At 38.7% G+C, this 16,371-nt stretch carries 14 protein-coding genes and 2 pseudogenes; 7 read left to right on the top strand and 9 right to left on the bottom strand.

Annotated features, from left to right (window positions below):
* Positions 1-18: 18 nt before the first annotated feature.
* The gene (locus FJR08_RS17135; protein ID WP_168633999.1) at positions 19-1,455 is read right to left on the bottom strand and encodes a BCD family MFS transporter; all 1,437 of its coding nucleotides are present in this window, start codon (positions 1,453-1,455) and stop codon (positions 19-21) included.
* A 125-nt stretch (positions 1,456-1,580) separates the two neighbouring features.
* Between FJR08_RS17135 and FJR08_RS17130 the strand changes: the two genes are divergently transcribed.
* The gene (locus FJR08_RS17130) at positions 1,581-2,117 is read left to right on the top strand and encodes a GNAT family N-acetyltransferase (protein WP_168633975.1); all 537 of its coding nucleotides are present in this window, start codon (positions 1,581-1,583) and stop codon (positions 2,115-2,117) included.
* Positions 2,118-2,172: 55 nt separating this feature from the next.
* Here the strand turns inward: FJR08_RS17130 and FJR08_RS17125 are convergent, their stop codons facing one another.
* The 6 genes and pseudogenes from FJR08_RS17125 to FJR08_RS17100 form a co-directional block, all read right to left on the bottom strand.
* Positions 2,173-3,630 carry an RDD family protein gene (locus FJR08_RS17125; RefSeq protein WP_168633974.1) on the bottom strand — a complete coding sequence of 486 codons (1,458 nt, stop codon included), beginning with the start codon at positions 3,628-3,630 and terminating at the stop codon, positions 2,173-2,175.
* Between the two features lie 258 nt (positions 3,631-3,888).
* Positions 3,889-4,269: a type II toxin-antitoxin system VapC family toxin gene (locus tag FJR08_RS17120; protein ID WP_168633973.1), complete on the bottom strand. Its 381-nt coding sequence runs from the start codon at positions 4,267-4,269 to the stop codon at positions 3,889-3,891.
* Entirely contained in the window at positions 4,266-4,493 is a 228-nt protein-coding gene (locus FJR08_RS17115; RefSeq protein WP_039200138.1) for a type II toxin-antitoxin system Phd/YefM family antitoxin, read from the bottom strand. Before FJR08_RS17115 ends, FJR08_RS17120 begins: the two co-directional genes overlap by 4 nt.
* A gap of 283 nt (positions 4,494-4,776) precedes the next feature.
* Positions 4,777-5,106, bottom strand: a complete 330-nt coding sequence (locus FJR08_RS17110) for a ribulose bisphosphate carboxylase small subunit (protein WP_015079281.1) — start codon at positions 5,104-5,106, stop codon at positions 4,777-4,779.
* A gap of 45 nt (positions 5,107-5,151) precedes the next feature.
* A pseudogene (locus FJR08_RS17105) lies at positions 5,152-5,560 on the bottom strand (chaperonin family protein RbcX).
* 70 nt (positions 5,561-5,630) lie between these two features.
* Positions 5,631-7,061: a form I ribulose bisphosphate carboxylase large subunit gene (locus tag FJR08_RS17100; RefSeq protein ID WP_015079279.1), complete on the bottom strand. Its 1,431-nt coding sequence runs from the start codon at positions 7,059-7,061 to the stop codon at positions 5,631-5,633.
* A gap of 748 nt (positions 7,062-7,809) precedes the next feature.
* Between FJR08_RS17100 and FJR08_RS17095 the strand changes: the two genes are divergently transcribed.
* From FJR08_RS17095 to panB, 4 genes and pseudogenes are all read left to right on the top strand, one after another.
* On the top strand, positions 7,810-8,040 hold the full coding sequence (locus FJR08_RS17095; protein WP_015079278.1) for a hypothetical protein: 231 nt from the start codon (positions 7,810-7,812) through the stop codon (positions 8,038-8,040).
* Positions 8,021-8,302 carry a type II toxin-antitoxin system YafQ family toxin gene (locus FJR08_RS17090; protein ID WP_168633972.1) on the top strand — a complete coding sequence of 94 codons (282 nt, stop codon included), beginning with the start codon at positions 8,021-8,023 and terminating at the stop codon, positions 8,300-8,302. Before FJR08_RS17095 ends, FJR08_RS17090 begins: the two co-directional genes overlap by 20 nt.
* A 314-nt stretch (positions 8,303-8,616) precedes the next feature.
* Positions 8,617-8,748 (top strand): annotated as a pseudogene (locus tag FJR08_RS23715) (transcriptional regulator); the annotation flags it as partial.
* Positions 8,749-8,809: 61 nt separating this feature from the next.
* A complete protein-coding gene (gene panB, locus FJR08_RS17080) occupies positions 8,810-9,583 on the top strand; it encodes a 3-methyl-2-oxobutanoate hydroxymethyltransferase (protein ID WP_168633971.1) in 774 nt (257 codons plus the stop codon).
* A gap of 124 nt (positions 9,584-9,707) precedes the next feature.
* Here panB and FJR08_RS17075 read toward each other — a convergent pair whose 3' ends face one another.
* Both FJR08_RS17075 and FJR08_RS17070 read right to left on the bottom strand, forming a co-directional pair.
* Positions 9,708-10,667 (bottom strand): DUF1517 domain-containing protein, encoded by a 960-nt coding sequence (locus FJR08_RS17075; protein ID WP_168633970.1) that lies wholly within the window; start codon positions 10,665-10,667, stop codon positions 9,708-9,710.
* Between the two features lie 306 nt (positions 10,668-10,973).
* The gene (locus FJR08_RS17070) at positions 10,974-11,378 is read right to left on the bottom strand and encodes a hypothetical protein (RefSeq protein WP_015079273.1); all 405 of its coding nucleotides are present in this window, start codon (positions 11,376-11,378) and stop codon (positions 10,974-10,976) included.
* A gap of 423 nt (positions 11,379-11,801) precedes the next feature.
* Between FJR08_RS17070 and FJR08_RS17065 the strand changes: the two genes are divergently transcribed.
* Together FJR08_RS17065 and FJR08_RS17060 are read left to right on the top strand one after the other, a co-directional pair.
* On the top strand, positions 11,802-13,106 hold the full coding sequence (locus FJR08_RS17065; protein WP_168633969.1) for an efflux RND transporter periplasmic adaptor subunit: 1,305 nt from the start codon (positions 11,802-11,804) through the stop codon (positions 13,104-13,106).
* 71 nt (positions 13,107-13,177) lie between these two features.
* Positions 13,178-16,345, top strand: a complete 3,168-nt coding sequence (locus FJR08_RS17060; protein WP_168633968.1) for an efflux RND transporter permease subunit — start codon at positions 13,178-13,180, stop codon at positions 16,343-16,345.
* Positions 16,346-16,371: the final 26 nt, after the last annotated feature.

Here is a 16,371-nt window from a genome sequence, read left to right as displayed (position 1 = left end):
CCGTACAGTTGTCAGTTGTTAATTATCTAAGTCACTTTCGAGAACAGAGGCTAAAACTTGTCTGGTATTAGTTTGAAATTCTTTGACATTAACACGATTCAAAAACCAAATTGATAGTAACATTCCTAAAGCTTCTAAGACAAATACCAAACCATAAGCTAATACTAAATTATCTGGTAAAAACTTACGTCCCAAATCTAAAACAGTACCACCAATTACCGTAGCAATGCCTCTAGATAAAGATTGGGCAAGTCCCCAAGCGCCAATAAAAGTACCGGCAGCTTCGGCAATTGTTAAGTCTAACATTAAAGTAACGGCTGCGGTGGTGACAAAACCAGTAGCTAAACCAAATAAAACTAAAGTTGATTTTAGGATAGATGGATTTGCGGAAAATCCCGAAAAACCTATTAATAAAGCGGACACTGCGACTAAAATACAACCTAACTTTATAGTCCTTTTTTTACCCAAACGAGGAACAATGAAAAAACCTGTGATTCCATAGGAAATTAATATCCCTGTACCGTAAAAAACGTTGAGTTTGGTACTTTCTGCTAAGGGCATTTTAAATACTTGCCCTGCAAAAGGTTCTAAAATGGGATCTTGCATAAACAGGCTGATAGTCATCACTAATAAAAATGTGAAAAACAAGCCTGTTTGTGGACTAGCTGTTAAAATTTTCCAAGCACCTTTTAAGGTTATACCATCTTCTCGGTTGCCTCTATTGGCACGGTTTAAGAAACGGGAATATTTTTTTTCAACCCCTATAGTTGCCACAATTGCTAAACTAAAAACGATGCTGGGAACAATTATAAATAGACGATTAATTGCCGCTTGTAAAGTTTCTACAGGTGCGTTTGTGGTTAATTGTTTTAATAAGCTAGAACTGATAATTGCTCCAACTATAATCCCTACCATTAACATTGACCAAACAATCCCCACAACTTGAGAACGGTTGTCTTCTTCGGAGATATCCACTAATAAAGCTGCAAATGCTGTACCACTAGCGCAAATTGCTAAACCGTAAATTGCGAACATGAAACCGAGAACCGCTGTCCAACCGATTGTTTGGGTAGTCCATATCCAGGTATCGCCAATATTAGCGGCATTTAACTGCCACATTACTTGTACCGCAAAAAATGCGGCGATCGCAAATATTCCTGCTCCTACCCAGACATAAGCCGTGCGATGATAACCTAATAACGGTTTAGCATCGGACATTTGCCCAAATAAAATCCTTGTGGGGGCGATAAAATAAGGTATTGCTAATACTAAGCTGCCTATAGTTGCCGGAATTGCGATTTCTTGAATCATGACGCGGTTAAGCACTCCCAGAGTCAAGATAGACATCATACTCAACCCCATTTGAAACAGTCCTAGCCGAAACATGGTCAAAATGTTGACCTTGGGGATAGATAAGGATTGATTTGGGGTGTCAAATGTATCATCCATTGCCATAGCTGCTTGTTTGTATTGTTTACCAGATACAGAAATCAAATATGAGTCCTATGTTATCTCAATTAAATGGTAAATTAATTTTGGCAATCCTGACATTTAATTTTTATTAGAATACAATTCTCACCATGAATGATTCATCAATTACCATTACTAAGTTATTAGATTCTGATTTGGAAGAACTGAGAAAAGTCAGTCAAGAAATTTGGTATAGCCACTATTCTTCAATTCTCAGCACTGAACAAATCGAGTATATGCTAACTAAAATGTATGGAACAGGAGTAATTGAAGATGAAATTTATAATAGAGGGATATTTTATGATCAAGTTTTGCATAATTCTAAATTAGTTGGTTATTTATCTTACAGTTCAGAAATAATAGATAGTATTAGTTATTTAAAATTACATAAATGTTATTTATTGCCATCATTACATGGTTTTGGCTATGGTCAAAAAATGTTATTTCATATTTATCAAAAAGCGCAAGCAATGAACTTAAAACAAATAATTCTGAATGTTAATAAAAGGAATGAAAAAGGAATTAAAGCTTATTCTCGATTTGGTTTTAAAATTATTGATAGTCAGGTAATAGATTTTGGTAGTGGCTTTGTTTTGGATGATTATATCATGGGTTACGAGATTTACGAGAAGTTAATTATTCAGTAGTTTATTTAGTAGGGTGTGTTAGCGACAGCGTAACGCACCATTGAATACTTTGTAATTATGCAGATGGTTTTTTAATAACCAAAGTACCAGCTAAGATATCGTGTAAAGAACGATTTTTTTGATTAAATAGCATAAATATCATATCACCTAAACCAAAAGTCAAGAAAGTCAACAATATTTTAACTATAAATCTCCAAGTAGCGCGCCACAAAGAAATTCTTTTACCATTCATATCACTCACAATTATTTTGCAGATACCTTGTCCATAAGTTGATTGTTTAACGGAACTTTCAGCTAATGCAAAATGAAGCCAAGTAAAGATTACAGATAAAACTAAGGATATACTATACCATAAATCACTACAGATACCATTTATTCCACAATTTCGATCTGGTATAATTATTATGATTATGATACTTCCTAAGAAAGCTATAGACAATGGCATGAAAATACAACATATTATTAAATCAATAAAGTACGCTAAAAAACGTATCCAAGGTGATGCGTATTTAGGAGAACTTACTACTTGATTAACTTTTCCAGATGTGGATACTACCGTTTTAGCATAAGGACCATAATTAGAAGATTGACTATTGGAATTAGGAACTTTAAATTTAGGTGAAGAGGTCTCAAATTCAGCTAATCTATATAAAATTTCCTGGGTATCTCTTGGTCTATTTCCCGGAAATGGAGACATTAAATAATCAATCAAATCCAAGAATTTTCCAGAAATACCAGCAGTATTATTTCGCCAAATTAATTCTCCCGTGCGAGAATTTTCAGCAAATTCTTGGGGAAATTTACCAGTTAATAAATAAACAAAAGTCCGCCCTAAAGCAAAAAAATCTGATTGCGGAACAGCCTTACCATTCATTTGTTCAGGTGGCGTATAACCTGCGGAAATAATCCCTGTAACTTGCTGTCCTGCGACTTTTTGCATCAAAGTTTGTGTAACTTCCCGCGCTGTGCCAAAATCAATTAATACTAACTGCCCATTAGGTCGTAGCATAATATTAGGTGGCTTAATATCCCGATGAAAATAATTTTTTTTATGGACTTGATCTAAAATCTCAACTATCTGTTTTAACCACCGTATAGCCGCACGTTCACTAATAGCTTGATCATTGCGTTGAGTTATGTATTCTTCTAAATTCATCCCCTCAATTTTTTCCATTACCAAACAATGCAGGGGTTCTTTAGCATCTCTAGGAAAATAAATAAAGTAACCATCTGACTCAACTTTAGGAATACCAGGGTGTTTCAGGTGTTTTAAAACTTCCGCTTCTTGTTGAAACAATTCAATAGCTTTAGGAACTGTATTAAACAAAACCTTCAAGACTTTCTTTGTACCAGAATCATCCACTTCATAAGTTTTACCGAAACCACCACCCCCCAAGGGACGAAGGACTCGATAGCACCCTTCTAAAAGTAACTCAGAACCACATGATTGACAAAATAAGGGCTGTCTGGTGTTTTGCGGTTGTGGACAGTTGGGATTGATACAGTAGCTCATTGACTGCTAATCTAGAGTATATTTTCGATACTCATAAATCATAACAGTTGTCTGTATCGTCTGCGCTTAGAAAAAGAAATATCAAGATTATGCGTTATTTTTTCTCGTTTCTCGTTTCGCATTCCCAGTCTCCAGGCTGGGAATGCCATCTTGGGGGTTCTACCTCCAGTTAAAATAGAGGCAGAGCCTCTCAGTGTGTTCCCCCGCAGAGCATGGGAACTAGAGAAAAAAAGAACTATCAAAATTGGGCGTTATTTTTCACCACAAACGCTGTATGGGATAGGCATCGAAAATTGTATCAGCACTTATTATAGGCATATTTTCCACCATAGCCTGTGCAATTAACATTCTGTCAAAAGGATCACGATGATGTAAGGGTAATTGAGCAATCACTGAAATATGCTGTTGGTTGATTTTCTTTAATGTAATACCATTCCCAATTATTTGCTGTTCGACAAAATCATCAAAACTCATCTCCAAATTAAGTTTACCTATACTATGTTTAATTGCCATTTCCCAAACACTGGCAATACTCAGAAGATTGTCGTTATTTTCAATTTTTAATCTCAAATTATCACTGATTCTGGGATTACCCATAGTAAACCAAAGCAGAGTATGAGTATCAATTAATTGCTTCATTCCATATACTCCTTCAACTCTTCCAAAGGTTCATCAAAATCATCAGATATTTTGATCATTCCCTTTGCACTACCAAATTTAGGACGAATTTTAACTGGTAATACAGGAATTAATTTCACCACAGGTTGATTATCTTTCATGATGATAATTTCATCACCACCAAGTGCGGCTTCAATTAAATCAGACAAGTGTTGAGATGCTTCATTAACAGTAATTTGTTGCATAATTACCACCTTTAGCCTTTTGTATGTGCGACTCAACCGACAATTCTATTCTCTATCAAAAACTAAAAAAAAGGGTATTGCTGAATCAAAGAATGAAACTCACCGATAGCCTGAGTGGCGTAACCATGGTTAATTTTGAAAACTCTTACCTTTGCGTCTTTGCTCCTTTGTGCCTTTGCGCGAAACATAATTCATAAAGCCATTATGTAACGCTAAAAAAAAGAGAGATAGAAAACTCTACCTCTCTTTTTAATTCATCAAATTACTATTAGCTAACTAGCTCTTAGTATCTGCTGGGTTTGTGAACAAGGAAGCTCATAACTTGACACTGCTTGATGTTGTCAAAACCAACAACACGAATGTAGCAGTTACCATACTGAGAACGGCAACCTTGAACTTCGCTCAATACTTCTTGAGTAGTTTTAGCACCGAACAAAGGCAACTTCCACATTGTCCAATAAAGTTCTGTAGGTTCAGAAGTTTCGTTGAATTCAATTGCAGGAATGAAACCTTGTGTGATGATGTACTGAACTTGCTTGGCGATTTGCGCGTCAGACAAAGGGGGAAGGTAAGAAAGGGTTTCGTAACGACGCTCTTTAGGTAAAGTTTGCATAGTTTTTGATAAGTGGGGGAGATTTTTTATGACTTGGTTGACTGACTAATTGGATAAATTATCCAAATTAGAATCAGATATTGTCTGTCTTTGGTATTTCGAGGCTGGGACTTGATAAACTTAGTTGCGTAATGCGTTCGAGATGCTGGCGACGCTGTTCCATATTGGCTTGCTGAATGCCAGTTATCACCATTTCTGGTAAAAACTCTGTCACTTCCGCCGCTATATGTTCCCTGACAGTCATAATTCGCAAAGCCAAATCTGACTTTTCTAGAAACAATTCCTCAATATATGCTTCCCCGTCTTGGATTTTGCCAGCGGAGAAGTTTTGCAACCAATGTGCTAGAGGAGGATTTGTTTCGCCTAGCTGTGCCAATACAGTCCTCAACGCCTGATAAGTCAGGTAGCTTTGGAGAGTTTTGGCTGTGTCTTTCGCAATTTGCTTTAAATCCATGCTTGACCCAGCCCTTTAGATTTTTAGATTTTGGATTGTATATGAATCCAAAATCTCAAATCCTCAATTATCAGACGGTATCCATTGCTTCAAACTCGAACTTAATTTCTTTCCACAGTTCGCAAGCAACAGCCAACTCAGGAGACCACTTAGCAGCTTCGCGGATAATATCGTTACCTTCACGAGCCAAGTTGCGACCTTCGTTACGAGCTTGAACAACTGCTTCTAGAGCTACGCGGTTAGCTGTAGCACCAGGAGCGTTACCCCAAGGATGTCCGAGAGTACCACCACCGAATTGGAGTACGGAGTCATCACCAAAGATTTCTACCAACGCGGGCATATGCCATACGTGGATACCACCAGAAGCAACTGCCATTACACCGGGTAAAGAAGCCCAGTCTTGGGTAAAGTAAATACCGCGAGACTTGTCTTGCTCGATGTAGTTTTCACGCAATAGGTCAACGAAGCCCATGGTGATTCCCCGTTCACCTTCTAACTTACCAACTACTGTACCGGTGTGAATGTGGTCACCACCAGACAAGCGGAGAGCTTTAGCCAATACGCGGAAGTGGATACCGTGGTTCTTCTGACGGTCAATTACAGCGTGCATAGCCCGGTGAATGTGCAACAGAATACCGTTATCACGACACCAGCGAGATAGTGTGGTGTTAGCGGTGAAACCTGCGGTCAGGTAATCGTGCATGATGATGGGCTGTTTGAGTTCTTTAGCGTACTCAGCCCGTTGGATCATTTGTTCGCAGGTAGGAGCGGTAACGTTTAGGTAGTGACCCTTGATTTCGCCGGTTTCTGCTTGTGCTTTGTTGATAGCTTCAGATACAAACAAGAAGCGATCGCGCCATCTTTGGAAAGGAGCAGAGTTGATGTTTTCGTCGTCTTTGGTGAAGTCCAAACCACCACGTAAACATTCGTAAACTGCGCGTCCGTAGTTCTTAGCGGAAAGACCTAATTTGGGCTTGATTGTACAACCCAACAGAGGACGACCGTATTTGTTCAATTTGTCGCGCTCTACTTGGATACCGTGAGGAGGTCCTTGGAAAGTCTTGATGTAAGCTACAGGGAAACGAATGTCTTCCAAACGTAACGCCCGTAAAGCTTTAAAACCAAATACGTTACCGACGATGGAGGTTAGTACGTTGGTGATAGAACCTTCTTCAAACAAGTCCAAAGGATAAGCAACATAACAAATATATTGGTTATCTTCACCGGGAACTGGTTCGATGTCGTAACAACGACCTTTGTAGCGATCTAGGTCGGTGAGCAAGTCTGTCCATACTGTTGTCCAAGTACCAGTGGAAGACTCAGCAGCTACAGCCGCACCAGCTTCTTCAGGAGGAACTCCGGGTTGGGGGGTCATCCGGAAAGCTGCTAATAAATCTGTATCTTTAGGAGTGTAATCAGGTGTGTAATAAGTTAGTCTGTAATCTTGAACCCCAGCTTTATACCCAGACTTAGCCTGAGTCTTAGTTTGCGCGTAAGACATATTTTTCTTCCAAGAAGTCTTTCTTTTTACTATCAAATCACGTTATGTGCCACTTCTTCTCATTCCTACTCTTAATTCATTCTTAATGAGATTATAAGTTTTGCTTATAGTTAGGGGCGATCAATTTCTATGGTGGCAGTATTACTCCTGCACGAATTAAGTTGCGGTAATTGCTACTGCAACAAATTGTTTACCAGTTATTTTTCGTCCCAAGAATACAAAATCTTTTCATCTTGAGTTTGCATACCCTACTCAACTGGCTTGATTCAGCCGTCTGCGGATTTTTGCCTGAAAGCCGCATTCCAGACCTAAGGCTGGTTTGCTGCAACTCTCTTTTTTTCCTGATGTCTTTACCTAAAGCGGGTAAGGAGGGATCATGAGGCATTTTTCCTGAAGACAAGTTTAGTCAGGGGATGAGCAAGAAAAGAAGAAACTGCACATCACGGAATTTGTAGCTTACCCCACAATATATCAATAATTCAATAAGTTATTTTGCGAATTTTGTTAATTGATATATTTAAATTTGTTATCACATAAAGATTTAACATTTTGTGAAGATTTGTTTACAATTGTGTATATCTCAAGTAAATATTCACTTGAAAGTTATGCAATACCTGTAGATGTAGCTGGTACTTAAAAGCTTTAAGACAAGTATATATTGCTACTGTTTTATACTAAGTAAATTACTCATGCAATTTGCTCAATGGGAGATAATATAGAAACAGAGAGTTGTTTTAGAGGAGATTCTATGCTGACGTTACAAGAAATTATTACTTCTATTGAAAGATTACCCACAGAAGATAGAGAGTATTTATTTGAGTTTCTTCAAAAGCAACGAATTGAGAAGAAGCGGGCTGAAATTTTAACTAATGCTCAGGAAGTTAAACAAGCTTTTAAAGATGGTACAGCAAAGAGGGGAAGCGTTGATGATTTAATCTCTGATTTACTAGGAGATGATGATGGAAGTTGTCTGGAGTAGTGGATTCAAGCGGTCTTTTAGGAAGATTACCAAGAAAACCCCGCAATTAAAAAATCAAATTGTTAATGTATTAAGTCCTTTGGCCGATGATCCCTTTACACCGTCTTTGAAGTCTCATAAGTTAGGAGGAAATTTAGCGGGTTTATGGTCTTGTTCTGTTACTTATGATTGTAGAATTATCTTTAATTTCTCTGAAGATGAAGAGTTATTAGAAATGATTATTTTATTGATAGATATTGGCAGTCATGATGAAGTTTATTAAATGGTAAAATTTAGGCTGAGACTTTGCATTTCAAGATTAAAATAGCCTAACTAATTAAATGAATATGCAAAAATAATATCAAGCTGGATATACTTAACTAAATGCGTGCAAACTTACTGAGATTAATAGCTTTACCAAGCATAAGTAGGTGAACACAATAAAACCAAACTGTGTAAAGAAATGTAAAATCGCTGAAAACTTCTTTACTCTTGCCTCTTGCCTCTTGCCTAGTGCTATGACGACAATTTTCAACGCCAACCTACTTAGTCACACCAGCTATAGCCCAAAAGGTTGATAATACAGACAAAAATCCCAGTCCCCAAGGATTAATTTGGGCGGGAATGCCAAATCAATTGTTAGTGATTAACCCAAAAAATGGTATTGTATTAAGGTCTGTAACTCCCCTGCGCGGACGTAACGTGACATCAGTTAAATTTGCCAGAGATTGACAATTATCAGTTGACAATTAACAATTGACAATTATCAATTATAAATTATCAATTATTTATGGCAGTTACTACCCAACAATTAACTCAATGGAAACAACAGGGAAGGGCGATTGTTGCGTTAACTGCCTGGGATTATGCGATCGCTCAACTTTTGGATCTAGCTGGTGTAGACTTGATCTTAGTTGGTGATTCTCTTGCCGTCGTCCTTGGTTATGAAACTACCTTACCAATAACTTTAGATGAAATGATCCATCATGCTAAAGCTGTGCGGCGTGGTGTCAAAAATGCTTTAATGGTAGTTGATTTACCATTTTTGACCTATCAAGAAAGTATTTCCCAAGCTATGCACTCCGCCGGTAGGGTGTTGAAAGAAACCGGGGCGCAAGCGGTAAAATTAGAAGGTGGCTATCCCGCAATGGTAGAAACCATTACCCGGTTAGTGCAGTCGGGGATTCCGGTTATGGGTCATGTGGGATTAACACCCCAGTCAATTCATCAATTAGGGTTACGACAACAGGGAAAAACCCAGGAAGAAGGTGAGAGAATTTTTCATGAAGCGATCGCTCTCGAACAAGCCGGGGTTTTTGCTATAGTATTAGAACACATTCCTGCAAAACTAGCGCTGCAAATTACTCAAAAACTCCGTATTCCTACAATTGGAATTGGTGCAGGTTCTAGCTGTGATGGTCAAGTATTAGTCACTTCTGATATTCTCGGACTTTCGGAAAAACAACCACCATTCGCCAAGGTTTATACAAACTTACGAGAAACAATTACCAAAGCTGTCCAAGATTACGCTGTGGAAGTGCGAGAAGGACAGTTTCCTAAATGAGTTTGTTGGGCTTCGCCCCGCTTCGCTAACACGCTCCAGGCGCAGAGTCTCAGAGAGTGAGAGTTTGAGAGAATGTAGAGAAGTTTCAATGAACGTCTCTACATGAGTTTTGCAAAACTCCCAATTAAACCAATTTCAAATCAGGATATTCAGCAAATAAATCATCTGATGTGAGAGTATCCCCTGACGCTTGGGGAGTCCACAAAACTTCAATTGCTAAAAGTTGTTCACCACCAAGACTACCAATTTGACGTAAGGCTTGACGCAAATCATCAGCATTATTAATAGCGGGAATTTCACATTTACCCAAAGTTGCTGCTAATAAAGTGACGATAATATATTCTCCAGGCCCTTCACTAATCAAACGAGTCGGGTTATCTTCACCAGATAAAGCTTCCTGACAAACAGCCTTGAGTTGATTATTCACATTAGAGAGAGTTTCTTCGCTAAACTTACTGCGTTCGGCTAAAGATAACCGATTAAATTGTGATTCTGCGGAATTTAACTTTGCTTGTTGAGTTCCACCACCTGCATATACCCAATATTCAGGGTGACGCAATAAAGCCAAACTAGCTTCTTGTAAAACTTCGCTTCTTCCCGCTGGGCTATTGGTATCAGCAGTTTCCGCAATTCGATTGAGTTCGGGTTGTAAATCTCTTGCTTGGGCTAGTAAACCAACTTGTAACCGGGTGACAGACACCGAAGGGTTACTGCTATAGCTGACTTCTTCCGTTTCTCCACTGGTAACACGGCGAAATGTTTGCACTAAAAAATTCGCCATGGCAAAAAAGATCAAAATCCCAAACAACCCGCCAAAACCGCCACCAAAACCCCATAAGGGCAAAAGAAACGGAAATCCGAAACCACCGCCATAGGGAGCATAGTAGCCGCCATTACCGGGCATACTTGTCCGGGGTGTGTAGGTACGACTAGAAGGCATTCTAAAAGAACCACCACCGATTCTGCCACCACTGCGGGCTGCTAAGGCATCATTAGCATGACTGAACGCCAAAGTTAGCACTAAGCTAAGAATAAAGGCGGTTTTAAATAGGGGTTTGAGGAATCCTTGTAGTTTTTTACTCATAAGACATTTATTGTGACAACTGTATTTTGATGATGACTTCCCCTGTTTTGAAGAAGTAACGCTGTCTCTAATCTACCGTGTCTTATCTTTATTAGGGAGAAAATAGGGAGGGATTTCTAGAGTTGATAACCGTACTCAGTCAATTTCTCCAACAAAATCTTTCATCAAATCTCACAATTCAATCTTATCAATCATAATTTATTGAGTTTTTGAAAAAATTGGTGATTGTTTTTATCTTTTTATTACCAGTTGCAAAAACTCAGATTTCTCACAACTGAAATAATTTACTATTACCAATTTTGAACTTTATTTATGACTGTCAAGTAAATCATGGTGAGAGAAAATTCCCTTCAATTTTAAATTAGTGAAGACATTTATAGAATTTACTAATTCTCGTTGTTGAGAACTTAAATTTATTGCTTCTAAAGCTTGATCAATATTATTACCATTATGTAATTTGTGAGCAAGCAAGTTACGTTGAGATAAATCTAAAATTGCGGCAATTTCTTTATTTCGACGCTGACGAATCCCCTGTAGTTCTTGATTTTCTTGGGGAGTAAAATCATATTCAGATAATTTGATATTATCCCTAATTTCTCCAGAGTTAGTAAAAAAGTGATCTGCGAAAGCAAAAGGAACTTCCCAGGAGAAAAGGACAACAGCAAAAATAAGAGCCAAAGTCAAGAACCGTTGTATCAATTTATTAATCATGTTGATTTTGATGTTAATAACAGCTTAAATTAAATTCTAACCAGGGAAAGATTAGCCTAGACAATTTTCCTATTTCTGGGTACGACTTGCCAAAGAGAAACAAACATTGATCAGCATTTATTCAATAGAACAAAGTTACTAGTTGTTAAATGGCATAAATCCTGAGTTCAAGACAGTGACAAGGAAATCAGGCTGTTTCTATATTCGAGGTGAGCTAAAACAGATAATGTTTTCTCTATGACTAAATTCAGAAATTGATCATCAAGATAATTATTTTGCCGATTGATTGTAAAAAAATGTAAAGCCTGTATATTTAAATTAGATAATACATATTTTTGCCAGTGCATCATAAATTAGAAGTTTCAAAATTCATATCATACACATAGATTTTTAACTATTCATTCCGTCAACTTGTTATCAGTCATGACATTACCTGAACCTCAAACCGATATTAAAGACATTTCTGCGTCACCTCCCAAGTCAAATCGGTGGCTGCGGTTGGTATTAGCCGCACTGTTATTGATTGGGGGTGTCAGCGGGATAGCGTGGAAATTGCTAAATCCTGAAAAACCAACTCCAGCAGTTGCTAATGCGCCACCTCCAGGGGTTAAAGTTAAACTATCACCAGTGCAAACAGGTACAGTTGAAGATAGTACGGAATATATAGCCAGTTTAGAATCGCGGCGTTCAGTCAATCTCCAACCGCGAATTCAAGGACAAGTTTCCCAAATATTCGTCAAATCAGGAGATTTAGTTACCTCCGGGACTGCGATTCTGCAAATAGATTCTCAACAACAACAAGCCGCACTTAGTAGTTTATCTGCTGCTGGTCGAGGTTCACAAGCGCAACTAGAAAATGTTCGCGCTACTCTTAAATCTTTGCAAGCAGAAAGGTTAGCAAATATCGCAGATGTGCGTTTAAACCAACAAGATTATAATCGCTATTCTGAATTAGCTGCACAAGGGGCTGTATCTCGTCAGACTCAAGATTTATATGCTAACAAACTAGCGACGGCAAAAGCCCAACTAGGGGCGATAGATTCCCGTATTCAAGCTCAAATAGCTACCATATCCCAGGTAGAAAAATCCTTAGTCCAAGCTGATGCCAATATTAAACAACAACAAATTCAACTTCAGTATTACACAATTACTGCTCCCTTCACTGGAACTGTTGGTGATATTCCCGTTAAAGTAGGGGATGTTGTGAATACTTCCACACCATTAGCAACTATTACCCAAAACCGACCTTTGGACGTTAAAATTCCTGTCCCTTTGGAAAAAGGTACACAATTACGTCCAGGATTACCAGTTGAATTAATTAACGCTCAGGGTAAAATCATTGGCAATAGTAGTATATTCTTTATTTCTCCCAATATTACAAATAACTCTCAATCAATATTAGTTAAGGCACTTTATAACAATGATAATGGGCAACTACGAGCCGATCAATTAATTCGGGCTAAAGTGATTTGGAATCAACGTTCTGGCGTGCTAGTTCCCACAACAGCAATATCTCGAATTGCTGGGGAAACCTTTGTATTTGTAGCCGAAACCGGAAAATCTCCTCAAGGTGGTTCTCAATTAATAGCTAAACAAAAACAGGTGAAGTTAGGCAAGATTAAAGGGAATGATTATCAAGTAATTGAGGGATTACAACGGGATGAAAAATTGATAATTTCAGGAATACAAAACCTCAGAGATGAACTTCCAATAATTCCTGAAAATTGACAATAGCAAGATCCCCGACTTCTTCAAGAAGTCGGGGATCTTTTTAATCACCAATTACCAATTACCAATTTATGTTTGTTAACTTCTTTATTAAGCGACCTGTATTTACCAGCGTCTGCGCTATTATCATTTTACTTGTTGGTGCAATCAGTATTCCCACATTACCTACAGCCCAGTATCCAGAAATTAGTCCCACGCAGATTATCGTCAATTCTAATTATGTTGGTGCTAGTGCGGAAATTGTTGAAAGTACCGTCACAACGATTTTAGAACGACAAATTAACGGTGTCGAAGGCATTAAATACATGACTTCGAGTAGTAGTAATGATGGCAGTAGTACGATTACTGTCACATTTGATGCTTCGCGGGACAAGGATATTGCTGCCGTTGATGTGCAAAACCGTGTTACTTCCGCTCAACCGCAGTTACCAGATAGTGTGAAGCAAACAGGAGTGACTGTGAGTAAACAGTCTAACAATATTTTGTTAGCGATCGGTTTGTTTAGTGATAATAAAGCCTTAAATAATGTCTTTTTAAGTAATTATGCAGATTTATATCTGGTAGATGCCCTCAAACGGATTAAAGGTGTCAGTGAGGCGCGGATTTTTGGGGAACGTCGCTATGCAATGCGTCTATGGCTTGACCCGAATAAATTGGCTAGTCGGAATTTAACTACTGGTGATGTTATTGATGCCCTGAATGAACAAAACCTACAGGTAGGTGCGGGACAAATTGGACAACAGCCAGCCGTAGATGGTCAAATGTATCAAATTGACTTGAGGGCAGTTAGTAGACTGACGGAAGTTGAGGAATTTGACAATGTGGTAATTAAAACTGCTGGTGACGGTAGTTTGATTAAGTTAAAAGATGTGGGAAGGGCGGAATTGGGAGCGCAAAACTATAGCTCATTTCTGCGGTTTAAGGGGAATGAGGGTGTGGGACTGGGGATATTTCCGGCACCAGGAAGTAATGTTTTGGACGTGGCTAATTTAGTCAAAAAGGAAATAGCGCAATTGTCGCAAAGCTTTCCGCCAGGGATGAAATATCAAGTGGCATTTGACACCACTACGATTGTAGAAGAATCTTTGGCAGAAGTGGTAAAAACTCTTTTAGAGGCGATCGCTCTGGTAATTCTCGTTATCTTTATTTTCCTACAAGATTGGCGGACTACGTTAATTCCTGTGATCACCATTCCTCTGTCCTTAGTGGGGACGTTTGCCTTTGTCAAAGCCTTTGGTTTTTCCGTCAACACCTTAACCATGTTTGGTTTAACCCTCGCAACCGGCATGGTAGTTGATGACGCGATTATTGTCGTGGAAAATATCTCCCGCTTAATTCAAGACCAAGGAATGTCACCCCGTCAAGCGGCTTCAGTCTCCATGGAAGAGCTATTTGGGGCAGTAATTGCTACTTCCCTAGTATTAATGGCGGTATTTGTCCCTGTCGCCTTTTTCCCCGGTGCAACTGGACAAATTTACAAACAATTTGCCCTGACTATCGCCTTTTCTATCGCCATTTCCACATTTTTGGCTCTCACCCTCACCCCTTCTCTTTCTGCCTTGTTGTTGCGGCAAAGACCCGCACCTAGAGGGATTTTGGGTTGGGTATTTGGTAGAATTAATTGGTTTTTAGAAGCCATGGGTTGGGGATATGAGCGCTCTTTAAAATTTTTGGTAAAAATAAAAGCGATTGTTCTCCTGTTATTTATCGGTTCATTAGGTTTCACTGCTTGGCTGTACATGACCGTACCCACAGCATTTCTCCCCGACGAAGACCAAGGTTATTTCATTACCATTATCCAAGGGCCAGAAGGTTCTTCACTCAAATACACCAGTAAAGTCATGAGTGAGGTAGAAGCAACAATCCTCAAATTACCAGAAGTTACAGGAACATTTGCAATTGGTGGTTTTGGTTTTAGTGGTAGCACCGCTAACAGTGGCATAATTTTCACAACTCTCAAATCCTGGGACGAACGTAAACAACCAAATCAATCAGTCCAAGCAATTATTGGTAATTTAAGAAAAAGCTTTTCAGGAATTACCGAAGCTAGAGTTTTCCCGGTTAATCCCCCCGCAATTCGCGGTTTAGGTAGTTTTAGTGGTTTCCAATTTCAGTTACAAGATATAGCGGGAACTAACAGCTTAAATTCCATGCTGCAAACCGTTGGTCAGTTCATGATGCAGGGAAATCAAACCCCCGGATTGCAAGCTGTATTTAGCACCTTTACCGCCAATACACCGCAAATCTTAATTGAAGTTGACCGCAACAAAGCGAAATCTCTGCAAGTTTCCATTGACGATATTTTTAAAACCCTGCAAACTTATTTGGGTTCACGATATGTCAATGATTTTAATTTTCTGTCTCGCACATATCGGGTATATATCCAAGCAGATGCTCAGTTTCGTTCCAATCCTGATGATATTGGTTTATTAAATGTGCGTTCTCAGACTAATCAGATGATTCCTCTGAGTAGTTTAGTGAAATTAACGCCAACAACAGGAGCGCAAACTATTAATCATTATAACTTATTGCGTTCCATTGAAATTAACGGTTCTGCTGCTCCTGGTACTAGTTCTGGACAAGCAACTTTGGCTATGGAAAAACTAGCTAAAAAGATATTACCCACAAGCATGGGATATGAATGGTCGGGTATTGCGGCTCAGGAAAAAGAATCCGGTGGACAAGCACCAATCATTTTTGGTTTAGGTTTACTTTTCGTCTTTTTAGTATTAGCTGCTCAGTATGAAAACTATGTTGACCCTTTGATTATTATGTTGTCAGTTCCCTTAGCTATTATGGGAGCTTTAGCATCACAATCATTAAGAGGTTTAAATAATGATGTATTTTGCCAAGTTGGGTTAGTCATGTTAATTGGTTTAGCCAGTAAAAATGCAATTTTAATTGTGGAATTTGCTAACCAGTTGCAAGAACAGCAAGGTTTATCAATTACCAAAGCAGCAGTAGAAGCAGCACAAGGTCGGTTACGTCCCATTCTCATGACTGCTTTTTCGACTTTGTTGGGAATTTTTCCCCTAGCAACTGCTACAGGTGCGGGTGCTGCGAGTCGTCAATCTTTAGGTACTGCTGTATTTGGGGGAATGTTTGTAGCGACTTTCTTGAGTTTGTTTATTGTGCCAATTCTCTATATCATCATTGGCAAAATTCGTCAACGTTTGCAACCTGTTCATCATGCTCCCCATTTAGAAGTGCGTGAAGAAGATCATGTTTCCATAAGATAGCATTCTCTCGTTCCTAGTCTAGAACA

Origin of the sequence: Dolichospermum sp. UHCC 0260 (assembly GCF_009711985.1) — a bacterium.
Taxonomy (GTDB): Bacteria; Cyanobacteriota; Cyanobacteriia; order Cyanobacteriales; family Nostocaceae; genus Dolichospermum; species Dolichospermum lemmermannii.
This window is presented reverse-complemented; position numbering and strand designations above follow the sequence as displayed.